The organism is Azoarcus sp. L1K30 (assembly GCF_018122735.1).
Classification (GTDB): domain Bacteria; phylum Pseudomonadota; class Gammaproteobacteria; order Burkholderiales; family Rhodocyclaceae; genus Parazoarcus.
In genome coordinates this window covers 3623587-3645195 of sequence record NZ_JAGRRD010000001.1, presented here as the reverse complement: position 1 = coordinate 3645195, position 21609 = coordinate 3623587, and the positions used below count along the sequence as shown (strand labels likewise).

General features: G+C 64.4%; 22 protein-coding genes. 7 read left to right on the top strand and 15 right to left on the bottom strand.

The genetic code is table 11. The features are described from left to right. Window positions 1–21: 21 nt before the first annotated feature. Together J5J83_RS16695 and J5J83_RS16690 are read right to left on the bottom strand one after the other, a co-directional pair. Complete coding sequence (locus J5J83_RS16695; RefSeq protein ID WP_212351055.1) at window positions 22–432, bottom strand: CopD family protein; 411 nt, start codon at window positions 430–432, stop codon at window positions 22–24. Further along, window positions 432–1349, bottom strand: a complete 918-nt coding sequence (locus J5J83_RS16690) for an SDR family oxidoreductase (protein WP_212351053.1) — start codon at window positions 1347–1349, stop codon at window positions 432–434. Before J5J83_RS16690 ends, J5J83_RS16695 begins: the two co-directional genes overlap by 1 nt. Window positions 1350–1370: 21 nt before the next feature. Between J5J83_RS16690 and J5J83_RS16685 the strand changes: the two genes are divergently transcribed. From J5J83_RS16685 to J5J83_RS16670, 4 genes are all read left to right on the top strand, one after another. After that, window positions 1371–2393 (top strand): CDP-6-deoxy-delta-3,4-glucoseen reductase, encoded by a 1023-nt coding sequence (locus tag J5J83_RS16685; protein WP_212351051.1) that lies wholly within the window; start codon window positions 1371–1373, stop codon window positions 2391–2393. Window positions 2394–2402: 9 nt separating this feature from the next. Continuing rightward, complete coding sequence (locus tag J5J83_RS16680) at window positions 2403–3539, top strand: HDOD domain-containing protein (RefSeq protein ID WP_212351049.1); 1137 nt, start codon at window positions 2403–2405, stop codon at window positions 3537–3539. Window positions 3540–3621: 82 nt separating this feature from the next. Continuing rightward, on the top strand, window positions 3622–5607 hold the full coding sequence (locus J5J83_RS16675; RefSeq protein ID WP_212351047.1) for a HAMP domain-containing sensor histidine kinase: 1986 nt from the start codon (window positions 3622–3624) through the stop codon (window positions 5605–5607). A gap of 51 nt (window positions 5608–5658) precedes the next feature. After that, window positions 5659–7833, top strand: a complete 2175-nt coding sequence (locus J5J83_RS16670; protein WP_212351045.1) for an EAL domain-containing protein — start codon at window positions 5659–5661, stop codon at window positions 7831–7833. Window positions 7834–7902: 69 nt separating this feature from the next. Here J5J83_RS16670 and J5J83_RS16665 read toward each other — a convergent pair whose 3' ends face one another. Beyond that, window positions 7903–8211 carry a c-type cytochrome gene (locus J5J83_RS16665; protein WP_212351043.1) on the bottom strand — a complete coding sequence of 103 codons (309 nt, stop codon included), beginning with the start codon at window positions 8209–8211 and terminating at the stop codon, window positions 7903–7905. Window positions 8212–8560: 349 nt separating this feature from the next. Here J5J83_RS16665 and J5J83_RS16660 point away from each other — a divergent pair, with 349 nt between their 5' ends. Beyond that, window positions 8561–8830 carry a high-potential iron-sulfur protein gene (locus J5J83_RS16660; protein WP_249115765.1) on the top strand — a complete coding sequence of 90 codons (270 nt, stop codon included), beginning with the start codon at window positions 8561–8563 and terminating at the stop codon, window positions 8828–8830. A gap of 97 nt (window positions 8831–8927) precedes the next feature. On the opposite strand, the gene ureG is transcribed toward J5J83_RS16660, so the two are convergent. The 9 genes from ureG to queF all read right to left on the bottom strand — a co-directional run bounded on the left by ureG (window position 8928) and on the right by queF (window position 15409). Beyond that, window positions 8928–9557: an urease accessory protein UreG gene (gene ureG / locus J5J83_RS16655; protein WP_212351041.1), complete on the bottom strand. Its 630-nt coding sequence runs from the start codon at window positions 9555–9557 to the stop codon at window positions 8928–8930. An 18-nt stretch (window positions 9558–9575) separates the two neighbouring features. Continuing rightward, a complete protein-coding gene (locus tag J5J83_RS16650) occupies window positions 9576–10256 on the bottom strand; it encodes an urease accessory protein UreF (RefSeq protein WP_212353326.1) in 681 nt (226 codons plus the stop codon). A gap of 2 nt (window positions 10257–10258) precedes the next feature. Next, window positions 10259–10738, bottom strand: a complete 480-nt coding sequence (gene ureE / locus J5J83_RS16645) for an urease accessory protein UreE (protein ID WP_212351040.1) — start codon at window positions 10736–10738, stop codon at window positions 10259–10261. Window positions 10739–10803: 65 nt separating this feature from the next. Beyond that, entirely contained in the window at window positions 10804–12519 is a 1716-nt protein-coding gene (gene ureC, locus J5J83_RS16640) for an urease subunit alpha (protein WP_212351038.1), read from the bottom strand. A 1-nt stretch (window position 12520) separates the two neighbouring features. Continuing rightward, window positions 12521–12826: an urease subunit beta gene (locus tag J5J83_RS16635; RefSeq protein WP_212351036.1), complete on the bottom strand. Its 306-nt coding sequence runs from the start codon at window positions 12824–12826 to the stop codon at window positions 12521–12523. 26 nt (window positions 12827–12852) lie between these two features. After that, complete coding sequence (locus J5J83_RS16630; protein WP_212351034.1) at window positions 12853–13158, bottom strand: hypothetical protein; 306 nt, start codon at window positions 13156–13158, stop codon at window positions 12853–12855. 11 nt (window positions 13159–13169) lie between these two features. Then, window positions 13170–13472 (bottom strand): urease subunit gamma, encoded by a 303-nt coding sequence (gene ureA, locus J5J83_RS16625; RefSeq protein WP_212351032.1) that lies wholly within the window; start codon window positions 13470–13472, stop codon window positions 13170–13172. 40 nt (window positions 13473–13512) lie between these two features. Continuing rightward, window positions 13513–14394: an urease accessory protein UreD gene (locus J5J83_RS16620; RefSeq protein ID WP_212351030.1), complete on the bottom strand. Its 882-nt coding sequence runs from the start codon at window positions 14392–14394 to the stop codon at window positions 13513–13515. A 169-nt stretch (window positions 14395–14563) separates the two neighbouring features. Beyond that, on the bottom strand, window positions 14564–15409 hold the full coding sequence (gene queF, locus J5J83_RS16615) for an NADPH-dependent 7-cyano-7-deazaguanine reductase QueF (protein ID WP_212351028.1): 846 nt from the start codon (window positions 15407–15409) through the stop codon (window positions 14564–14566). Window positions 15410–15642: 233 nt separating this feature from the next. Here queF and J5J83_RS16610 point away from each other — a divergent pair, with 233 nt between their 5' ends. Further along, window positions 15643–17118, top strand: coding sequence for a SulP family inorganic anion transporter (locus J5J83_RS16610; protein WP_212351026.1), 1476 nt, complete (start codon window positions 15643–15645; stop codon window positions 17116–17118). An 11-nt stretch (window positions 17119–17129) separates the two neighbouring features. After that, window positions 17130–17996 (top strand): universal stress protein, encoded by an 867-nt coding sequence (locus tag J5J83_RS16605; RefSeq protein WP_212351025.1) that lies wholly within the window; start codon window positions 17130–17132, stop codon window positions 17994–17996. 26 nt (window positions 17997–18022) lie between these two features. On the opposite strand, the gene modD is transcribed toward J5J83_RS16605, so the two are convergent. The 3 genes from modD to J5J83_RS16590 form a co-directional block, all read right to left on the bottom strand. Beyond that, window positions 18023–18853 (bottom strand): ModD protein, encoded by an 831-nt coding sequence (modD, locus tag J5J83_RS16600; protein ID WP_212351023.1) that lies wholly within the window; start codon window positions 18851–18853, stop codon window positions 18023–18025. A gap of 79 nt (window positions 18854–18932) precedes the next feature. Then, a complete protein-coding gene (locus J5J83_RS16595; protein WP_249115764.1) occupies window positions 18933–20270 on the bottom strand; it encodes a di-heme oxidoredictase family protein in 1338 nt (445 codons plus the stop codon). Beyond that, window positions 20267–21595 (bottom strand): extracellular solute-binding protein, encoded by a 1329-nt coding sequence (locus J5J83_RS16590; protein WP_349251914.1) that lies wholly within the window; start codon window positions 21593–21595, stop codon window positions 20267–20269. The genes J5J83_RS16595 and J5J83_RS16590 overlap by 4 nt, the downstream gene beginning before the upstream one ends. Window positions 21596–21609 lie beyond the last annotated feature (14 nt).

Here is a 21609-nt window from a genome sequence, read left to right as displayed (position 1 = left end):
AACCCGTTGTGGCGCTTGCCCTCAGAAGGGTTTCAGCACCACCAGAAAGACCACAACCACCAATACCAGCACCGGAATTTCGTTGAAGAAACGGTACCAGACATGGCTCCTGGTATTGCGCCCGGCTGCAAAATCACGCATCAGGCGACCGCAATAGAGATGATAGGCAATGAGTCCGACGACCAGTGTCGTCTTGACGTGCAACCAGCCGCCGGCAAAACCGTATCCGAACCAGAGCCACAGGCCAAGACCCACCGCGAGGATGCCGAGCGGGGTCATGAAGCGATAGAGCTTGTGTTCCATCAACACCAGGCGTTCGAGCGTGGCCGGATCGTTCACCATGGCGTGATTGACGAACAGCCGCGGCAGATAGAACAGCCCGGCGAACCAGCTCGTGACGAAAATGATATGCAATGCCTTCAGGATGAGCATCAGGACGACTCCGGTGCATCGGTCAGGTGGGTTTGATCCAGGGTGTGCGCGCCTTGCGCCGCCAGCAGGCCCGCGCCTACCGTCGGATAGCGCAAGCGCACGCGCAGTTCCCGACTTATCCGACGATTGTCCATTCGCCGTGATTCGGACATGAACGACAAGGTCATGGCAGGCAGCACCTGCGCAATCTCCGTCCGGCTCATGCGGGGCGGACGCGTCAGGCCGAAGGCGTCGGCGACGGCATCGAAATAATCGCCCATCCGCAGCGTCGTATCGTCGACGGCGTTGTAGGCCCTGCCACCGCGCCCGCGGGTCAGCGCCAGTACGGCCAGGCGTGCCAGATCATCGGCATGAATATGGTTGGTGTGTACATCATCTGCCGCGCTCAGCACCGGGTCGCCACGGCGAATTCGTGCCAGTGGCAGGCGGTCCGCTGCGTAGATGCCGGGCGCCCGCAGGATGCACACCGCCACGCCGCGCCGACGCCCGAATTCTCGCAGCTGATGCTCGGCATCGACGCGCCGCGCCGCGCGCGGGGTGAGCGGACGGCACGGTCGGGTCTCATCTACAATAGCGCCGCCACAGTCGCCGTAAACCCCTGTCGTGCTTATGTATATCAGGTGCTGTGGTAGACTCGGCCGGCTTGCTAGCGCGGCGATGAGATGACGGGTGCGGGTATCCGTTCTGCCCTGCGCCGGTGGAGGGGCAAAATGCAGCACGGCGTCGGCAATGCCGGCGAGCCGCGCCAGACTGCGGCGATCATCGAGGTCGGCCATCAGCGGCACGGCACCGAGCCGGCGCAGCACGTCGGCCGCCTCCGGACGGCGGACAAGGGCAAACACGCGGAACCGCCGTACCAGCCAGGGAATCGCACGCTGCGCAACATCGCCGCATCCGACGACAAGAATTCTTTTCATCAGCCGATTATCTCACGCTCCATGCCGTATCCGATTTCGCTCCAACCCGGTGGCCAGACCTTTACCGCCGACGACGACCAGACCATCCTCGAGGCCGCACTCGAGGCCGGCCTGCTGCTGCCCTACAGCTGCAAGGACGGTGCGTGCGGCGCGTGCAAAGGCCGCGTCGTCAGCGGCGAGATCCACATCGATGCGTACTCTCCCGGCGCGCTGACAGAGGCCGAACGCGAAGCGGGCTACGCCCTGTTCTGCCGCTCCAGACCGCGCTCGAGCCTGGTGCTCGAAGCACGCAATGTCAGCCGGGCAGGCGACATCCCCGTCAAGAAGCTGCCGTGCCGAGTTCAGAAGCTCGTGCGCGCGGCAGACGACGTCATCATCCTCGAACTCAAGCTACCGGCCAGCGAACCTTTTCGCTTCAATGCCGGCCAATACATCGACATCCTGCTCGGTGACGGCCAGCGCCGCAGCTTTTCGATTGCCAACGCACCGCAGGACAACACCCATCTCGAGCTGCATGTGCGATTGATTGACGGCGGCCGTTTCACAAGCCAGGTGTTCAGCACGATGAAAGAGCGCGACATCCTGCGCTTCGAAGGCCCATTGGGCAGCTTCTGGCTGCGCGAGGACAGTAATCGTCCCATCGTGATGGTGGCAGGCGGTACCGGTTTTGCCCCTATCAAGGGCATGATCGAACACGCGATCAATACTGGCATGACGCGCCCGATCACACTCTACTGGGGTGCGCGCCACTCCGACGGACTCTACATGGACGATCTGGCGCAGGGCTGGACAAAGACGTTGCCCGCATTCCACTATGTTCCGGTGATCTCCGACGGCCTGCCCGATGACGGCTGGCGCGGGCGCCGCGGTCTGGTGCACGAAGCGGTACTGGCCGACTTCGCCGACCTCTCGGGGCATGAAGTCTATGCCTGCGGCGCACCACCCATGATCGACGCAGCTCGCAACAGCTTCACCCGGGAGCGTGGCCTTGCCGAAGATGCCTTCTTTGCCGACGCGTTCACCTTTGCCACACAGAACTGCTGAGCCAGGACAATGAGCCAGACCACCTTCATCACCCGCGAGCCCGTGGTCAATAAGAACCGCGCGATCACCGCCAATCGCCTGATCGCGAACGGACCGAACATCGGCGAAGTCGTCGATACTCTGAACGGTCTGCAGGAGTTCTGGCCCACACATCACCCCGTGTTCGTCAGCCTGGGACGCCTCGTCCCCACCCCCGCCGTCATGGATTGGGCGGTGCCCCCCAACACCCTGATCGAGATCCCGGCACAAGCGCTGGCCCACCCGCAGACGCTGGCACTATTGCCCCAGCTGCAGGCAGCAGGCGTCAGTGTCTGCCTGACCTGGTTTACCCAGGGCATTGCCCTTCCGCCCGGCATCGACTGGCGTTTCGTGCTCATGGATGCGCGCAAGCATCCCGCCCCCGTTGGCGCGCCCGGGCTCAGCATGGCCTGGGGCTTGAAGGATATCGCCGCCTTTCGGCAGGCCGTCGGTGCCGGTTACGACGGTGCCTCGGGCTGGTTCTTTCTGCAAGGCAATGCGCCTGCCAAGGAGCTCACCCCCGGCCACGCCCAGATCGTGCGACTGTTGAATCTGGTGCGCAACAATGGCGAAATCCGCGACATCGAAGCCGTCCTCAAGCAGGATGTCGCGCTCTCCTACAAGCTGCTGCGCTATATCAATTCGGCCGGCTTCGGGCTGATGTGCGAGATTCAGTCCTTTCGCCATGCGGTCAGCATCCTTGGCTACTCCAATCTGAACAAGTGGCTGTCGCTGCTGCTGGTCACCGCGAGCCGTGACCCGGGCGCGCCGGCAATGATGCAGACGGCGATCGCCCGCGGACGGCTGATGGAGGAGATCGGCAGCGGTTTTTTCGACAAGTCGGAACGCGACAACCTCTTCATCACCGGGGCATTCTCGTTGCTGCACCTGCTGCTCGGCACCTCAATGCAGACCCTGCTCGAAGAGATGCACTTGCCGGCATCGGTGTCCGATGCCCTGCTCTACGACCAGGGCGACTTCGCCCCCTTTCTCGCCCTTGCGAAGCACTGCGAGAATTTCGATTGCGCCAAACTCGCCAATGCGGCAGCAGAGCTTCACCTGTCGTCCGAACAGATCAATCGGGCCCAGTTGATTGCGCTCGGCTTCGCCGACAGCATGCAAGCCTGAGGCGAACGCGCATTCGTTCACAGTTGAACCACATACAGGCATATAGAATGCGTCGCGTCGACAAACTGCCGCGCCCGTATTCATGACCCTTGCCCCGTCCAGCTGCACCCAGCTCACACCGCTGCCAGAGAGCGGCGCGACGGTGTTGCGCCTGCTTGCAGCCAGTTCGCCGAACTGGCCGGAGGTTGCGCTGGTGGCGGCGCGCGATCCGGCGCTGTGTCTGCTGCTGCTCGCGTCGGCCCCACTGGCGCGCGGCGAACTCGAGACGGGTCTGAACGTCATCCTGAGGCATCGGCTGGAAAATCTGGGGGCCGACCTCCTGCGGGCCTGGTTTCTGAGCCAGCCCGCCGCGGATCAGGGAAGCCAGGGCCAACAGGCGCTGGTCGTGGCCGAATGTGCCTTGCATCTTGCGCTGGAGTCACACTACCCGAGGCCGGACGAAGCCTACCTGGGTGGCCTGTGGTACGGGCTGTTCGACATCCGACGTACTTCCGACGCTGGCAGCCCCCCCCTCGCGGCGGACAATCCCCGCCAACACCTGGCACGTCTCGTACGGAACTGCGGGTTTCCCGGCACCCTCGCCGACGCGCTCGAGTTATGTGGCCTGCTGGACGAGCAGGTTCGGGGCGCCCACCCGCTCGTCGGCATCTTGGTGGCGGCCAGAATGCTCGCGGCCGACGGCTGGGAAAACCGAATCAACCAGATCTCCTCACTGACCGGGCTGGCGACAAGCAGCCTCGTAAGCCTGCGCTCGGATGTCGGCTACATCGTTGCAGGTCATGCCGCCTACCCGCCACCCGCGCCCGCCGCAAACGCGCTCGCGACGCAAGGCGGCCTGCCCGCATTGTTGCAGGACGAGCCCTTCCGGGCAGCCGCACTGCATGGCCTGATCGTGGCCGCGTTCTCCGATCTCGATGTCGAACGCGCAGGGGTGCGGCTAAGCATCGGCAGCGCGCTGCTCGGTCACTGCGCACTACCGATCGTGCTGGTGCCGAGCGACGACGGCCGGCTGCTGCCGCTGCTGAAGGTCTTGCCGGATACGGCCCAGGCGTGGCTCGAGGAGCTTGCGCTGAGAGAGGACGACGAAGCGAGCTGCATCTCGCTTGCATTGCGCAGTGAAACACCAACCTCCTGTTTTCCCAACGCCAATGCGCCCGGGCGCAGCATGGCGGACTGGCATGTGGTGCGCTGGCTGGGACACAGGGGCTTCATCTGCCTGCCGCTTCAACTCGGCCCACTGAGGGCCGTCGCGATCATCGGTCAATCGCACGAAGACGCGCTGGATGGAGCGACACGCTGGTTGATGGTCGAACTGCTCTCTGCCGCCACCCGCACCATCCTCTCCACCCAACGCCAGCATGCCGCATTCGCCGCCCGCGAAGCCGAGCTTCATGCCCGTTTCCGGGAGCATGTACGCCGCATCGCGCATGAAGCCACGAACCCGTTGACGGTCATCAAGAGTCGACTCAGCCTGCTGGTGCAAAGCCATGCTGACGACAGCTCCCTGCAGGACGACATGGGCATGCTCAACGCCGAGCTCGATCGCATCGACAATCTGCTTCGGTCGGCAGGCAACCTTCCGCTGGAGTCGGCCGAAGCACCGACCTGTCGCGTAGTAGATATTCTTCACGAGATGCGTGCACTCTACGCGGAAAGCCTGTTCACCCAGCGTGACATCCAGTTCGAGCTGCGCGCCGTGTCGGGCTCGCCCCGGGTCGCGATGCCGGCTTCGGCACTCAAGCAGGTGCTGCTCAACCTGATGCGCAACGCATCCGAGGCGCTGCAACCGGGCAGCCGCCTGTCGCTGTCGTACGCCGGGCAGATCATCGCCGACGGCCGCAGCTGCGCAGAGTTGCGACTGATAGACAATGGCCCCGGCCTGCCCCCCGAACGTGCCGCCAACCTGTTCCAGTCCGGCAGCAGCCACAAGGGCGGGCAGCATCAGGGCATGGGCTTGTCGATCGTGCGCGAAATCCTCGCGAAATGGAATGCGTCCATACTGTGCAGAAGCCAATCCGGCAGTGGAACCAGCTTCCAGATATTCATACCACTGGAACAATCCGTCTGACTGTTGCATTATCCTTAAAGTGCTAAAGCGGGATACCGCATCCGGGAGCGCATGGTCATACCGGGAGAACAGCCCTTTTACGCAAGCGTCACAGGTAACGCACCTGAGCTGGACGCTTGTCGTATTCTCGTTGTAGATGACGACGCTTCCCTGCGGCGCACGCTACCGCGTGCGCTCGCCCGCGAGGGGCGCAGCTTCGACGAGTCGGCCACGGTCGCGGACGCCATTGCGGCGCTCGAGAGGCAGCGCTACAACCTCATCCTCCTCGACTACCGACTGCCCGACGGCACCGGCCTCGATGTTCTCGACTGGCTCACGCGCCACGAACGCGACGAGGCCGTCATCATCATCAGTGGCGAAGATGCCATCGACGCGGCCATCGGCGCATTGCGGGGCGGCGCCGACGATTACGTGCGCAAGCCCTACCACCTCGCCCAGCTTCAGCGCACGGTCGAGAGCACGCTGCACAAGACGACGCTGGAGCACGCCAACCAGGCCATGAGCCAGCGCTTGCGGGCATCGGAGCGGCTGCATCGTTTTCTGGTCGAGAGTTCGCCCGACCTGATCTTCACCCTCGACACCGAGGGGCGTTTCACCTACATCAATCCGCGCGTAACCCAGATGCTGGGATACGAGCGTGCAAGCCTGATGCGTCGTCCATTCTCGACCCTGGTGATGGCCGAGGACGTAGACCGCATCAACAGCCTGATGTTTGCGCGCGGCAACACGCCCGGAGAGAGCTTCAATGTCGAACTGCGCCTGCGGCGAAACCGCGAGACTCTGATCGAAGGTGGCGTCGAAAGCACCACGGTGTCACTCACCGGCATCCCGATGCCGGGCAGCAAGGGCCGGATTTCGAACGGCCTCTACGGTGTGGCGCGTGATATCTCCGAACGCAAGCGTGCCGAAGAGATCATCACCTTCCAGGCCTACCACGACCAGCTCACCCGCCTGCCCAACCGGGTGCTGTTCAAGGACCGTCTCGAACTTGCGATTGCGCAGGCGCAGCGGCGCACGGGCGCACTCGCGGTGATGTTCATCGACGTCGATCGCTTCAAGCTCGTCAACGACACGTTCGGTCATGCCGAGGGCGACACGCTGCTGCGCGGCATTGCGGCAAGATTATCGACCACGCTGCGTCGCGGTGACACGCTTGCCCGCCTCGGCGGCGACGAGTTCACCGTCCTGCTGCCAGACATCAATCACCCGGAAGACGCCGAGATCATCGCGCGCAAGATTCTGGAGGCCCTGTCGCTGCCCTTTCGTCTCGAGCACGGCGACTTCCGCGCCACGGTCAGTATCGGCATCGCGCTCTTTCCACGTGACGGAGACACTGCCGAAGACCTTACCCGGCATGCCGACATCGCGATGTACCAGGTCAAGCGTTCGGGCAAGAATGCGTTCCGCTTCTTCGACACCGAGCTCAACGCCCACTACCGGGAGCGCATTGCGCTCGAGAACGATCTGCGCCTGGCCCTGGAACGCGCCGAGTTCGAGCTTTATTACCAGCCGCAGGTCAGCATGAAACAGCATCGTGTGGTCGGCATGGAAGCGCTGCTGCGCTGGAACCATCCGGCCCATGGACAGATCGGCCCGGCCACCTTCATCCCTGTGGCCGAAGAAATGGGCCTGATCGGCGACATCAGTCATTGGGTGCTGGAGCAGGCCTGCGCGCAACTGGCACTCTGGCGCAAAGAGGGATTCGACGACCTGCGCATGTCGCTGAACCTGTCACCGCACGATTTCAGCCGCAAGGACATCGTGGAGATGGTCACCGAGTGCGTCCATCGCCATGCGGTGCCCCCGGCGCAGATCGAGGTCGAGATCACCGAAAGCATGATGATGCAGGACACCATCGGCGTAGCGGCGAAGGTCAAGGCCATGCGCGAGGCCGGGCTGAGCGTGGCGATCGACGATTTCGGCACCGGCTACTCGGCGCTCGCCTATCTGCAGAAATTTCCGGTCAGTACGCTCAAGATCGATCGCAGTTTTGTCCGCGACCTGGACGGCCCCTCGACCAATCCGATCATCTCCGCAATCACCGGGATTGCGCGCGGTTTCGGACTACATCTCATCGCAGAGGGCGTCGAGCGCGCAGAACAGGCGGAAACCTTGCGCATCCTAGGTTGCGACATCATGCAGGGCTATCTTTTTGCCCGTCCGGGTACCGCGGCCCAGGCGACCGCCTGGCTGGAAGTTGCCCCCCAGCCAGCCATGCCGCATTAACGACAGGCATGAAAAAGCCGGCATTCGCCGGCTTTGGACTTGCACCTGCCGGCACCAGGCCGGCATGCATCACTTCTGCGCCAGAATCCACTCCACCAGCTTGGCGGCTTCTTCGGCATTGACTTGCGGGTTGGGAGGCATCGGAATCTGGCCCCACACACCCACACCACCCTTCTGCACCTTGGTCGCCAGCATGGCAGCAGCGTCCTTCTGGCCGGCGTACTTGGCGGCGACTTCCTTGTAGGCCGGGCCCACCAGCTTCTTGTCAACCGCATGACAGGCCAGGCAATTCTTGGCCTTGGCCAATTCTGCCGACGCAAACGCCGGCGCAGCGGAAAGGAGACCAGCGGCGACTGCAACAGCAACAAGAGCCTTCATATTCTCATCCTCTTTATAGTGGTCTGAAACGCTATCGGATACTAACGCAAGGGGCAGCCCTGTGCTACCCACAAAGTCAGAGACACGATTGGCACCGGATGGTAGCTGGCGCTGCCGGTTTTGTCCTTTCGGCAAGCCCCGACTCTGCCGCCGGTCTATCCCATTCTGAAACGCCGCGCAAATCATGACTCCTCACGACAGATGCCCGGATAAGAAAAACCTATATTAGATTGGGGTTATTTTTGCGCTTTGGATGGCATACTCTCTGCCGGCCAATTCCGACGTGCGCAAGTATTGCACAGCGAAGATCTGGCCCCGGATCGGATCATCATCAACCCCAGGAGGGAATATGTCTGACAGCATCAACCAAACGCGTCGCACGTTCATCAAGATTGGCGGCATGGCCGTGGCCATGATTCCGGTTGTCGCATTTGCGGCCAAGAACGACGCAATGCGGACCAGCATGAAGTACGTTGACAAGTCGGCCGATCCGGCCAAGGTTTGCTCGGGCTGCATGCACTTCGTTCCTGGCAATCCGCTGGGCGGCTGTAAGCTCTTCCCCGGCGACACCGAAGTGAACCCGGGCGGTTCCTGCGTCGCCTGGGCCAAGAAGCCCTGAACTTCAATCAGTCAAGACTCAAACGGGAGCCGGTTGCCAAGCCGGCTCCCGTTGTCGTTCATGACGCTGAAGAATCGGCACTAGCGTCAGTTTCGGATCAGATTTGCTCCATGCGCAGTAGCCCCTGCCGCTCGACAAAGTCGATGATTTCGGCGAGCCCCTGCCCGGTCTTGAGATTGGAAAAGATGAATGGCCGCTCGCCGCGCATCTTGCGTGCATCGCGCTCCATTACCTCGAGCGACGCCCCGACCAGCGGCGCAAGATCGATCTTGTTGATCACCAGCAGATCACTCTTGGTGATCCCGGGGCCACCCTTGCGTGGAATTTTGTCGCCAGCCGAAACGTCGATGACGTAGAGCGTCAGGTCGGAGAGTTCGGGCGAGAAGGTGGCCGCCAGGTTATCACCGCCCGACTCCACGAAGATGATCTCCAGCCCGGGAAAACTGCGGTTGAGTCGATCGACCGCCTCGAGGTTGATCGAGGCATCCTCGCGGATCGCCGTGTGGGGGCAACCGCCCGTCTCGACACCGATGATGCGATCGGCCGCGAGCGCTTCGTTACGCACCAGAAACTGGGCGTCTTCCGCCGTGTAGATATCGTTGGTCACGACCGCGATGTTGTACTTGTCGCGCAAGGCCTGACACAGCGCAAGGGTCAGCGCCGTCTTGCCGGACCCGACGGGGCCGCCGATACCGACGCGAAGCGCCTGGGATGCAGGAGTAGTCATGATTCTGGTTTCCGTCGTTCAGCTTCTGAAAAGCCGTGAATACTGCGTTTCGTGGTGGCTGCTGGCAAGTGCCAGGCCGGGGGCGTAGTTGCTCCAGTCGTCCTCCGGGAGGGCCATCGCGAGCGGTACCAGATCCGGAATGCGGGCGCCGAGCGCTGCCAGCATGCGCTGCCCGGCACTCTGCCCGAGCGGCACCGTCTTCACCGCCGCCATCACCTGGTTCTCCAGCCATGCCCACAGATAGGCCGTGAGCGCGTCGGCGACCGGCACCTGCCAGGCCGCGGCAGCAGCGCTCCAGGCAGTTGGAAACGCCGGGGTATCGACCGCCTGCAGCCGCGCCCGCCAGCCGGGCAGGGACGACCAGGCGTCGAGTTCGACCAGCATGCGGACCAGCGAATAGCCCATCTGTACGGTCTCGGCCCGCAGCTCCGAGGTCTCGCGACTGGCGACGAAATCGTCGTTGAGGCGTCGCACCGCGTCATCCTTGCCCTGCGCCCATGCCGCGAGCAGGCCGGCAACCAGCGGCGCCTCGAAACGGGAAACGCTCCATTCGAGCAGGTCGCCGATCCAGCGCTGGGTGTCGGCCTCAGTCTTCATCCGACCGCTTTCGACCGCCCACTCCAGCCCCTGCGAGTAAGTGTAGGCGCCGACCGGCAGCGTCGGACTGGAGAGTTGGAGCAGCCGCACCAGCGGCAACAGCGTCACGTGCCGCTCATCATGTGAATGCGCGCACCGCTGCCATCACCCGGATGCTGGTGACCGTGCGCATAGGCCCCGGCCTCGGGCTCGAAGGGTGCCGAGATCGGCGACACTTCCGCGCCCAGCCCGACCAGCATGCCTTCGAGTACATGGTCGGCCTGAATCCGCAACCAGCCTTCGCCCAGTTCGACCGCAACATGGCGGTTGCCCAGATGATAGGCCGCTCGCGCGAGTTCGAAGGCATCTGCGCAGCGCACTTCGAGCAGGGACTCGGCCGCGGCCACGACCTCGATGACCCTGCCGTCACCGCCCTGCAACTTCTGCCCACCCCGCAGAATGGTGCCGCGCGGCAGGAAGAGGCCGACCTCCTCCCCACTCCCGAGCTTGGCGCGCAAGCGGCTCTTGGTACGGTAGCCGAAGTCGAGCTCCAGCTTTTCGGTCGCGGCGCGCACGCCGGTGTAAAGCGATTCAATCAACAGCATGTGAGTTCAGTTTCCAGGATGTGCTTGGCGCAACAGGGAGTTCAGAACGATCATGGCAGCGCTGGTCAGAACAGGAAATAGCGCTGCGCCATCGGCAATTCGGTCGCTGGCTCGCACACCAGCAGTTCGCCATCGGCGCGCACGATGTAGGTTTCGGGATCGACTTCGATGTGCGGCATCGCCCCATTGAGTACCATGTCGGACTTCTTCACTTCGCGACAGCCCTTTACCGCCACCAACGGCTTGCTCAGGCCGAGTGCCGCCACCGCTGGATTGGACAGCGCGGCCTGGGAGACGAAGGTCACCGAGGTCTTGAGCGCCTTGCCAAAACTGCCGAACATCGGCCGGTAGTGCACCGGTTGCGGCGTCGGGATGGACGCATTTGGATCACCCATCGCCGCTGCCGCGATCATGCCGCCCTTGAGGATCAGGCTGGGTTTTACACCGAAGAAGGCCGGCCTCCACAGCACCAGGTCGGCCAGCTTGCCGGGCTCGATCGACCCCACCACGTGCGAGATGCCGTGAGTGATCGCGGGGTTGATGGTGTACTTGGCGATGTAGCGCCGGATGCGGAAATTGTCTGCCCCGCCGTCGCCACGCTCGCCATCCTCGGGCAGTGCGCCGCGCTGCACCTTCATCTTGTGCGCGGTCTGCCAGGTGCGGATGATGACCTCGCCGACCCGGCCCATGGCCTGCGAATCGGACGACATCATCGAGAACGCGCCGGTGTCGTGCAGGATGTCTTCAGCCGCAATCGTCTCGCGGCGAATGCGCGACTCGGCAAAAGCCACGTCCTCGGCGATCGCCGGATCGAGGTGATGGCACACCATCAGCATGTCGAGATGCTCGTCGATGGTGTTGACCGTGAACGGCCGCGTCGGGTTGGTCGACGACGGCAGCACGTTGGCCGCGCCCACCGCCTTGATGATGTCCGGCGCATGGCCGCCCCCCGCGCCTTCGGTGTGGAAGGTGTGGATGGTACGGCCCTTGAACGCGGCCAGCGTGGTTTCGACGAAGCCGGATTCGTTCAGGGTGTCGGTATGGATCGCGACCTGCACGTCGTGCTGCTCGGCCACGCTCAGACAGTTGTCGATCGCCGCCGGTGTCGTGCCCCAGTCCTCGTGCAGTTTGAGGCCGATGACGCCGGCCTCGACCTGCTCCGCGAGCGGCCCCGGCAGGCTGGCATTGCCCTTGCCGAAAAAGCCGAGGTTCATCGGGAAGGCTTCGGCCGCCTCGAGCATGCGATGGATGTGCCACGGCCCCGGCGTGCAGGTGGTGGCATAGGTGCCGGTCGCCGGCCCGGTGCCGCCACCGAGCATGGTGGTGACGCCGGACATCAGCGCTTCTTCGATCTGCTGCGGGCAGATCCAATGAATATGGCTGTCGATGCCACCCGCGGTGAGAATCATGCCCTCGCCTGCGATGACTTCGGTGCCCGCCCCGACCGGAATGGTGACGCCGGGCTGGATGTCCGGATTGCCACCCTTGCCGATCTTCCAGATCTTGCCGTCCTTGAGGCCGACGTCTGCCTTGACGATGCCGGTGACCGCATCGACGATCAACGCATTGGTGATGATGGTGTCGGCCACCTCGGCCGCAAGCTGCTGCCCCTGGCCCATGCCGTCGCGGATGACCTTGCCGCCGCCGAACTTCACCTCCTCACCGTAGATGGTGTAGTCGTGTTCGACTTCAAGGATCAGCCCGGTGTCTGCCAGCCGTACGCGATCGCCCACCGTGGGACCGAACATTTCCGCATAGGCGCGGCGTGTGATCTTTGCCATGTCAAAGCGCTCCCATGACCTGGGCGTTGAAGCCGAACACCTTGCGCGCACCGTCGAGCGCAACCAGCTCGATCGTCCGCAACTGCCCCGGCTCGAAACGCACCGCCGTGCCTGCCGCGATATTGAGGCGGAAGCCGCGCGCTGCCGCGCGGTCGAAATCGAGCGCCGCATTGGTTTCGGCGAAGTGATAATGCGAGCCGACCTGAATCGGGCGGTCGCCGGTATTCGTGACTGACAGCGTCAGCGTCGCACGTCCGGCGTTGAGTTCGATCTCGCCGTCGCGCGGCATGAGTTCGCCTGGAATCATGTTCTTCTCCTGATGTGCCTTGCGGTTTATCCGCCGCGCGCGCCAAACCGATAGTCGCGCTTTGCCTGCGGTTTGTCTGTCACCACGTCCGAAACGGCGGGCTGCGCGACGACTTCGACCGCCACCGCAAGTGCCAGTCCTTCGCGCAAGCGGATGACGAGCAAGAGCAATTCCTCGTCCTCGGCAAGCTCCTCGACTTCATCCAGCGTCGCCGCGGCATAAGCGCGGTCGCCCGTCATCGCCGCCAGATTTACGCTCCGCCCCAGCGTACGCTTCACCTGCAGCTTGAAACGGGCCAGCAGCCGCGCCAGTTCGATATCGGCTTCGCTCATGCGCGCTGTCTTCAGATGATGGGGTTATGGACGGTGACCAGCTTGGTACCGTCCGGGAAGGTTGCCTCGACCTGGATATCGGGAATCATCTCGGCCACGCCGTCCATCACGTCGTCACGCGTCAGCAGGGTGGCGCCGTAGCTCATCAGCTCGGCCACGGTCCTGCCGTCGCGCGCACCCTCCAGGATCGCGCAGGTGATGAAGGCGACCGCCTCCGGGTAGTTCAGCTTCAATCCGCGCGCACGCCGGCGCTCGGCGAGCAGTCCGGCGGTGAAAATCAGCAGTTTGTCCTTCTCGCGTGGGCTCAGTTCCATCGAATTCTCCACGGTGCCAGCGACACCGCCAGTCAGTTGATCAGGTATTCCAGATTCTCGGCGTCTGCATCGGCCGCCCCGCGACAGCAGGCCTGACAGCGGCCCACAAGCGCGTAAACCATTCGCGCCCCGGCTCGCATGCGGGGCCAAGGTAACGCGCCACAAGCAGGCCGGGGAGCAGCGTGACGCCGCCGGTGCCGACCGTTGGCGCCAACGCGCGCCACGCCTCGAGCAAGTCCATGTCGACCTGCGGTGCGGCAACCAGCAGACTGCCACTCACAGGCTCACCCTGCAAACCCACCGCGGATGAGAGCAAGACACTGCCGCCCCCCAGCCTGCCGCGCTCGAGCCAGATGGGGCGTCCATCGCGCACTATGCTGGTGCGCATTGCCAGCTCGCCGCGGGTGAAGCGTTCGCCCGAACCGGTGCGACCGAAGCACAGCAACTCCGCGCCGACAAAGCAGGCATCGCCTGACAGGCTGACCTCGGTCGCCAGATCGCCGATCGCGCCGTCGAACACCAGACTCTCCTGCGGCAGCCATTCGCACACGGCACCTGCTGCGACGGCGATACGCTGCGTGAGCCCACCACGCGCACCGGCGCTGCGATACCACTTGCCGGCACCCGGCGTGGTCAGCAGCGCATGCGCGCCCACCCTGACATCGACGTCCACACTCAGGCTGTCGCCACCCGCGATGCCCGCGGGCGGGTGCACCAGAATGGTATGGCACACCGCGCTTCCCTCCGGATACAGCGGTCGCTGCACCACCAGCGGACCCACATGCGAACGCGCCGCAAGCACGGTGCGATCGCCATGGCGTTCATAGGCCAGCCGCAACTCGGCACGCCAACTGCGCGCGGATGGGACATCACCGGCCGGCGCGCCGAGGGAACGGGATTCTGGAGCGGTCACGGCATTCATGGGGCTTCTATTAGCAAGCAATGTTCCAGCTCGAGGATGAACGCTGTATGCGACTGTCTGGACAGGATCTTCTCAAGGAACCGGGGTTGCCGACCAACGTCGCAATGCGGCAGATGGCGAAACAGTCATCATGATGCACCACGCCAGTGCATTCAGACGGACTGAATGCCTACTGACGCACTTCATCGAACTCGTCGGCACCCGCTGCGCCGGGCGTCGAGCGGAAAGGGTTGATGTCCAGCCCGCCGCGCCGCGTATAGCGCGCCCACACCGCCAGCGACCGGGGCTGGCAACGCGTCATGATGTCGCAGAACACCCGCTCCACGCATTGCTCGTGAAATTCGTTGTGCTCGCGAAAGGATACGATATAGCGCAGCAAACCTTCGCGGTCGATTGCGGGTCCGGTGTAGCGCACGACCACCATGCCCCAGTCCGGCTGGCCGGTCACCAGGCAGTTGGACTTGAGCAGATGGGAATACAGGGTCTCGCTGACGAGCTCACCACGGGCCGCGAGCAAGGCCGGCGCCGGTTGATAGGTATCGATCTCGATATCGAGGTCATCGAGACAGACACCTTGCGGATAGCCAATCCGGCGCAAGGGATGCTCGCCAAGCGGCATCAGTTCAACCCCCACCGCGCCGCCCGCCGCTGCGGACAGATCGCGGGCGATGGTTGCGCTCACCGTGGCTGCATCCGCAAAACGGCTCTGATTGAAGGCATTCAGATACAGCTTGAGCGACTTCGACTCGATCAGCCGCGGCGTGTCGGCCGGGACCCTGAAACGGGCAAGTGCCACCACCGGCTTGCCGCGCGCGTTCAGCCACGATACTTCGTAGGCATTCCACAGATCCTCGCCGACAAAGGGCAAGGCATCTGCGCGCACGCCGATCTCGTCGCGCTTGAGCTGGCGCTCGATCGGAAACAGGAGCTCGGGAGCATAGGTATCGCGGTAGGCGACGGGCTTGCCGAGCGGCGAGGCTTCGGCACCGTGGCGAAGAGAAGAGGTGTCGTTCATGTGCGTGATTGTAAGAGAAGCGCGCTCGCCCCGCTGTTGCTGCAACGCAGCATGGATAGTAGACTCGCGCCTCAACACGTTTCCGTGCGCATCGCTGAGCCACCCCCTCTGTCGCGTCACCTGGCTGCAAGACCGGCGCACACACGTTGCGCTCCGGACACACAGCGCCCGCCCACCCCGCACATCGGCGCCAACGCAGGCTTGCCGCACAGTCCCAGACGGACCCCATGACCATGAAATCGCTCCAGCAGGACTGGTTCGCCAATGTCCGCAACGACCTGCTCGCCGGACTGGTAGTCGCGCTGGCACTCATTCCCGAGGCCATCGCTTTCTCCATCATTGCCGGCGTCGATCCCAAGGTCGGCCTGTACGCGTCATTCTGTATCGCCACCGTGATCGCCTTCGCCGGCGGCCGCCCGGGCATGATCTCGGCCGCCACCGGCGCCATGGCGCTGGTGATGGTGACCCTGGTCAAGGATCATGGCCTGCAATACCTGCTCGCCGCGACCCTGCTCACCGGCGTGCTGCAGATCATCGCCGGCTGGCTGCGCCTGGGCGTGCTGATGCGCTTCGTGTCACGCTCGGTGGTCACCGGCTTCGTCAATGCGCTGGCCATCCTGATCTTCATGGCCCAGCTCCCCGAGCTGACCAATGTCAGCTGGCATGTGTATGCGATGACCGCTGCCGGCCTCGGCATCATCTACCTCTTTCCCTACATCACCCGTGCCGTGCCCTCGCCGCTGGTCACCATCGTCGTGCTGACCGCGGTATCCATGATGCTGGGGCTCGATATCCGCACCGTCGGCGACATGGGCAAGCTGCCCGACAGCCTGCCCGTGTTTCTGCTGCCCGATGTGCCGCTCAATCTGGAAACCCTCGGCATCATCTTTCCCTACGCACTGACGATGATGGTCGTCGGCCTGCTCGAATCGCTGATGACCGCCACCATCGTCGACGACCTCACCGACACCGGCAGCAACAAGAGCCGCGAATGCGTCGGTCAGGGCGTGGCCAACATCGCCGCCGGCATGCTCGGCGGCATGGCCGGCTGCGCGATGATCGGGCAGTCGGTCATCAACGTGAAGTCTGGGGGGCGCGGGCGCCTGTCCACGCTCACCGCCGGGGTCGTGCTGCTGATCCTGGTCGTCTTTCTCGGCGACTGGGTGCGCCAGATCCCGATGGCGGCGCTGGTCGCGGTGATGATCATGGTCTCGATCGGTACCTTCAGCTGGGACTCGGTGCGCAAACTGCGCGAGTATCCGCCCAGTTCCAGTGTGGTGATGATCGCCACCGTGGCCGTGACCGTCGCCACCCACGACCTTGCGCGCGGCGTACTGGTCGGCGTCTTGTTGTCGGGCTTTTTCTTCGCCCACAAGGTCGGCAAGGTGCTGCATGTGGGCTCACGCGCAGAGGAGGAGGGGCGGGTGCGCCGCTACACCGTCACGGGCCAGGTCTTCTTCGCGTCGGCCGACCGCTTCGTTGCCGCGTTCGACTTCCGGGAAGTCATCGACAAGGTGAGCATCGACGTCTCCCGCGCGCATTTCTGGGACGTCACCGCGATCAGCGCGCTCGACAAGGTCGTCGTCAAGTTCCGCCGCGAAGGCACCGACGTCGAGGTCATCGGCCTCAACGAAGCCAGTGCGACCCTGGTCGACCGCTTCGCGGTGCATAACAAGCCTGAAGCCGTCGAAAACCTGATGGGCCACTGAGGAGCAGACCCATGCATAGGGACAACAAGGTGCTCGCCTGCGTCGATCAGTCTCGTTACGCCGATACGGTGGCGGACTACGCCGCCTGGGCCGCGACGCGGATGGACGCACCGCTCGAATTTCTCCACGTCATCGACCGCCACCCGGAGATCGGCTCGGGTGAGGACCATAGTGGCGCCATCGGTTTCGACGCTCAGGAGCAGTTGCTGCACGCCCTCAGCGACAAGGATGCCGCGCGCACGCGTGCCGCACGCGAACAGGGCCGCGTGTTCCTCAACCGCCTGCGCGAACGCGCCATGGCAGCGGGGGTGCCGGCACCGGACATGCGCCAACGCCACGGCGCACTCGACGACACCCTGGCCGAACAGGAAGACGATGTAAGGCTGTTCGTATTCGGCCGTCGCGGCACCTCGGCGGAAGCCAACCGGCAGGCGCTCGGCAGCAATGTCGAGCGCGTGGTGCGTGCCCTGCACAAGCCGGTGCTGACCGTAACTGAAGGCTTCTGCGAACCGCGCCGCGTGCTGATCGCCTTCGACGGTGGCCTCGCCACCCGGCGCGGCGTCGAGATGGTAGCCGACAGCCCGCTGTTTCGCGGCCTGTCCATCCATCTGCTGATGTCGGGCAAGGAAAGCCAGCGCGCACCGACACAACTGGAGTGGGCGAGGAACACGCTCGAAGCGGCCGGCTTTGACACCGCGGCGGCGCTGGTTCCGGGCGAAGCCGAAGCGGTGATCGCGAAGACGGTGAAGGATCAGGCCATCGATCTGCTGATCATGGGCGCCTACGCCCATTCACCGTTGCGCAGCCTGCTGTTCGGCAGCAAGACCACCGACCTGCTGCACAGTGCCACCATTCCGACGCTGCTGTTGCGGCGCTGAGCCCCGGGCAACCGCGCGCTTCGCGCTCAAGCCCGGGTGAAGCGCACCTGCACATCGCACGGCGGCGCGGTGTAGGCAGCCGAGGTGGCGATGAGGTCGGCACCGGCTGCCACGTAAGCGGCGGCGTTGTCGGCGCGCACGCCGCCCGCAGCGACCAGCACTGCGCGCAAACCCTCCGCTGCGAGCTGCGCCCTGCAGTCGGCCACAGCCTCGGGCAGGAATTTTTCCAGCTGGAGCACGCCCGCACCTGCGCGTGCCCACTGCAGCGCCTCCTCGACCGAGGCCACCTCCACCGTGAGCTTACGCTCGGGCTGGCTGCGCTGCAGACGGGAAACGGTTTGTGGTGGCGTCTCATCGAGAAACAGCCGGTGCTCGGCAAAGACCAGCAAGGTTTCCGACAACCCCAGCCGGTGCATGATCGCACCGCCCGCCTTCACCGCCTTGGCCGACATCGCCTTGGTGCCGGGCACGTTCTTGCGCGTGCAGGCCACCGCAACCGGTGCCGCAGCGGCAACGATGGCGGCAGCCGCAGTGGCGATGCCGCTGGACCACTCCATCAGGGTTTGCGCCACCTTCCACGCACGGTGAAGCGCGCCCGCCGCGCCCTCGGCCTCAAGCAACAATGTCCCCGCCTCGACCGTCGTCGCCGACGCGACATGAAGGCGCGCCGTCGCACCGGCGATCTGAAACAGGCGAACGGCCTCCTCGCTGCCGCACACCCGCATCGCACCGCGAGCGTGAAATGACACATGCCCCCGTGCATTGCCGATGGCGAGCGCGTCGGTGGTCAGGTCTCCCGCCGGCACATCGTCGGCAAGCAGCTCGTACAAGTCGTGTTCGGATAGACAACAATACATGGCTGGTGTCCGCTAGGCATCGAGAAGATTGGCAGAGCATAACCGGAAGCGCTGGCGCTCATGGCGCTCTCGCCATTGACTAAAGTGAATTCAGGAAGGCGAGCAGTGATTCGCGCGCCTGCCGGTCCAATGCCGCAAACCGGTTGCGTGCCGGCACAGCCTCTCCGCCGTGCCACAGAATGGCTTCGGTCAGGTTGCGAGCCCGTCCGTCATGGAGATAGAAAGTGTGCTCGCCCACCACCTCGGTCAGGCCGATTCCCCACAACGGTGGCGTACGCCACTCACGCCCCCCGGCAAGGAAGTCGGGGCGCCCGTCGGCCAGCCCCTCCCCCATGTCATGCACGAGCAGATCCGTGTAGGGCTCGATGGTGCGCACGGACACGCGCGGAAAGTTCGGGTGCGTGCCGGTGACGAGTTGCGGCCGGTGGCACACGGCACACCCGAGTGCGGCAAACGTCGCTTTGCCCCGCCTGACATCGTCATGGTCCCCGTCCCGGGACGCGGGTACAGCCAGATGCGCCAGATAGAAGCTCAGGTCGTCGAGCTGGGTGTCGGTCAGCTCCGGCTGACCGCCATCGACGGCATGCTTGCAGTCGGACTGGACTTCCGAACAGTTCTGCCGGGGAAACATGGAGGACGTGATACCGAGATCGCCCACCATCGCTCCCGCAATCTGCTGTCGCAGATCCGGCGTGTTCGCCTTGTGTCCGAAGCGCCCGGCCTCCAGGCGCATGCGCTGAGCGCTCCAGACCCGATTTACCCGTCCGCGGACGCCATCTGGCTTACGCTCGGCGGCGAGGGCCAGCAGCGTTTCGCCGGATACCGCATCGAGCAGCCCCAAGCCGTATACGGGCGGTCCGACGCGAGGTGAGACGAGCACCTGCGCCAACGCACCATAGCTCAGTTCGTGGAAGCTGAGCCGCGGCTTGCGCAAGCGGATGCGCTCGCCATCGCCCAGACTGACCTCATGCTCGTCCCACCGCACCACTGCCCGCCCTTCGCCGGACACCCCCGGGATGCCCTCCTCGTTGAGTTGATCGCCATACCTGGGGTGCGGCTTGGGTCCGCCATGGGGATCCGTGCCGGGCACCGACAGCCTCACCAGCATCGCCTGCATTCTGCTCCCGGGACCATCCGGCGCACGTCCCCGTCCGTTTTTCGGATGGCAGGAAATACAGGTCAGGCGGTTGTACAGCGGACCCAACCCGTCGACGCGCTCATCGCGAGATGGCGCAACGACCCAGGCCTGCCGGAAAAGGCTGCGACCGCGCACGAACTGCTCGCGCTCCCCGGCGTCGAGTCCTGGAAATGGCTGGGAATATGCATCCCGCCCCCGCTCGGTGGTGGTGACACCGTCGTCCGCGACCGCGCCACCCGTCATCAGCATCAAGGCTAGCAATACCGCACCCCGTCTCATGCGCCCGCCTCCTCCAACAGTCTGCGCACTGCGGCGCGTGCCTTGGCCGCCGACCACTGCCAGGCAATCTCCTCGCGCAGCCGTGGCTGATCCTGCGTACCCTCCAATCGCGCTCGAAAGCGCCTGTGCAGATTCGGCACGCCTGCCTCGTGCTCACTGAGCAATGGCGCACACAGGCGTTTCCGGGCAGCGGACACATCGCGCCCGCGCGCCTCGGCAGCGTGAATCCGGGCCCACAGCCCTGCAAGCGTGTCGTGGCCTTGGACGAGCATCTGCTCGAACACCGAGGCCACCACCGGCAGACGATCCCGGCTCGCCACCCCGTCATAGTCGTAAGCGCCGCGCGCGGCCGCAGCGAAAGGATCGTGATAATCGGGAGGAAGTGCGGAATAGACCGCCGGACGTACAGGCAGCTTGCGGATGTCGGCATGCGCCAGGATGCGCTGCCCCGATTCGGACAGGACAAAGGCGGCAAACGCGCGCGCGCCCTCCGGATTGGCTGCCTCCGCAGTGATTGCGATGTGGGCAGGGTTGATTCCACCGTGTGACGGGTAGATGAAGCGCAAGGGCGCGCCATTGGCGATCGCCGAGACGACGAAGAAGTCGATCGACACGCCGACTGCTGCGCGCCCGCTGCCCACCTCGTCACTGACGAAAGTTCCTCCTGAATCGACCCAGGTGGCCAGCCCCGCAATCTCGCTCCACAAGGCCCAGCCCTTCTCCCAGCCGTAGGCTTGCAGCACGATATCGACCAGTACGGGCGCAAAGCCGACCCGCGCCGGATTGGGCAACACGATACGCCCCGCGAGACGCGGATCGGCCAGTGCAGCCCAGTCGTCCGGAGACTTGACGCCCAGGGGTCCGAGCGCCGCATCATTCACGACGAATCCATATCCTGCCATCTCGGTTGCGGTAAAGCGCCCCGCCGGATCAGCGAGGGCGGCACCACCGACATGGTCGGGCAGGCCGGATCGATCGATCGCCAAGGGCTGAAGCCTGCCTTCCGCGGCCAGTTGCGCAAAGGTGCGCGGCGATGCCGACCAATACACGTCGACACCACCCTGCCGAGGCTGGCGCAGATAGGGCAAGGCGTCGTGCGGCATGCGCCACAGCAGGCGCAGGCGGTATTCCGGGTGAGCCTGCTCGAAGGCCGCCTCGAACCGCGCCATCACCTCTTCGGGGTATGCGGTCAGCACGACCACCGGAGACGGTGCGGCCGCCAATGCAGGACGGCCAACCGCAGCGGCAAGCAGGCCATGCGCAAAGAGGGACAAGACGCGACGGCGGCTGACCCCCTGCAATCCAGTTTCGATGTCGACTGCCACCGGACTCTCCTTTT

What these genes read in the sequence shown, in the direction of transcription:
- J5J83_RS16695 (WP_212351055.1), bottom strand. Translation starts at nt 432, where the DNA reads ATGCTCATCCTGAAGGCATTGCATATCATTTTCGTCACGAGCTGGTTC.
- J5J83_RS16690 (WP_212351053.1), bottom strand. Translation starts at nt 1,349, where the DNA reads ATGAAAAGAATTCTTGTCGTCGGATGCGGCGATGTTGCGCAGCGTGCG.
- J5J83_RS16685 (WP_212351051.1), top strand. Translation starts at nt 1,371, where the DNA reads ATGCCGTATCCGATTTCGCTCCAACCCGGTGGCCAGACCTTTACCGCC.
- J5J83_RS16680 (WP_212351049.1), top strand. Translation starts at nt 2,403, where the DNA reads ATGAGCCAGACCACCTTCATCACCCGCGAGCCCGTGGTCAATAAGAAC.
- J5J83_RS16675 (WP_212351047.1), top strand. Translation starts at nt 3,622, where the DNA reads ATGACCCTTGCCCCGTCCAGCTGCACCCAGCTCACACCGCTGCCAGAG.
- J5J83_RS16670 (WP_212351045.1), top strand. Translation starts at nt 5,659, where the DNA reads ATGGTCATACCGGGAGAACAGCCCTTTTACGCAAGCGTCACAGGTAAC.
- J5J83_RS16665 (WP_212351043.1), bottom strand. Translation starts at nt 8,211, where the DNA reads ATGAAGGCTCTTGTTGCTGTTGCAGTCGCCGCTGGTCTCCTTTCCGCT.
- J5J83_RS16660 (WP_249115765.1), top strand. Translation starts at nt 8,561, where the DNA reads ATGTCTGACAGCATCAACCAAACGCGTCGCACGTTCATCAAGATTGGC.
- ureG (WP_212351041.1), bottom strand. Translation starts at nt 9,557, where the DNA reads ATGACTACTCCTGCATCCCAGGCGCTTCGCGTCGGTATCGGCGGCCCC.
- ureE (WP_212351040.1), bottom strand. Translation starts at nt 10,738, where the DNA reads ATGCTGTTGATTGAATCGCTTTACACCGGCGTGCGCGCCGCGACCGAA.
- ureC (WP_212351038.1), bottom strand. Translation starts at nt 12,519, where the DNA reads ATGGCAAAGATCACACGCCGCGCCTATGCGGAAATGTTCGGTCCCACG.
- J5J83_RS16635 (WP_212351036.1), bottom strand. Translation starts at nt 12,826, where the DNA reads ATGATTCCAGGCGAACTCATGCCGCGCGACGGCGAGATCGAACTCAAC.
- J5J83_RS16630 (WP_212351034.1), bottom strand. Translation starts at nt 13,158, where the DNA reads ATGAGCGAAGCCGATATCGAACTGGCGCGGCTGCTGGCCCGTTTCAAG.
- ureA (WP_212351032.1), bottom strand. Translation starts at nt 13,472, where the DNA reads ATGGAACTGAGCCCACGCGAGAAGGACAAACTGCTGATTTTCACCGCC.
- J5J83_RS16620 (WP_212351030.1), bottom strand. Translation starts at nt 14,394, where the DNA reads ATGAATGCCGTGACCGCTCCAGAATCCCGTTCCCTCGGCGCGCCGGCC.
- queF (WP_212351028.1), bottom strand. Translation starts at nt 15,409, where the DNA reads ATGAACGACACCTCTTCTCTTCGCCACGGTGCCGAAGCCTCGCCGCTC.
- J5J83_RS16610 (WP_212351026.1), top strand. Translation starts at nt 15,643, where the DNA reads ATGAAATCGCTCCAGCAGGACTGGTTCGCCAATGTCCGCAACGACCTG.
- J5J83_RS16605 (WP_212351025.1), top strand. Translation starts at nt 17,130, where the DNA reads ATGCATAGGGACAACAAGGTGCTCGCCTGCGTCGATCAGTCTCGTTAC.
- modD (WP_212351023.1), bottom strand. Translation starts at nt 18,853, where the DNA reads ATGTATTGTTGTCTATCCGAACACGACTTGTACGAGCTGCTTGCCGAC.
- J5J83_RS16595 (WP_249115764.1), bottom strand. Translation starts at nt 20,270, where the DNA reads ATGAGACGGGGTGCGGTATTGCTAGCCTTGATGCTGATGACGGGTGGC.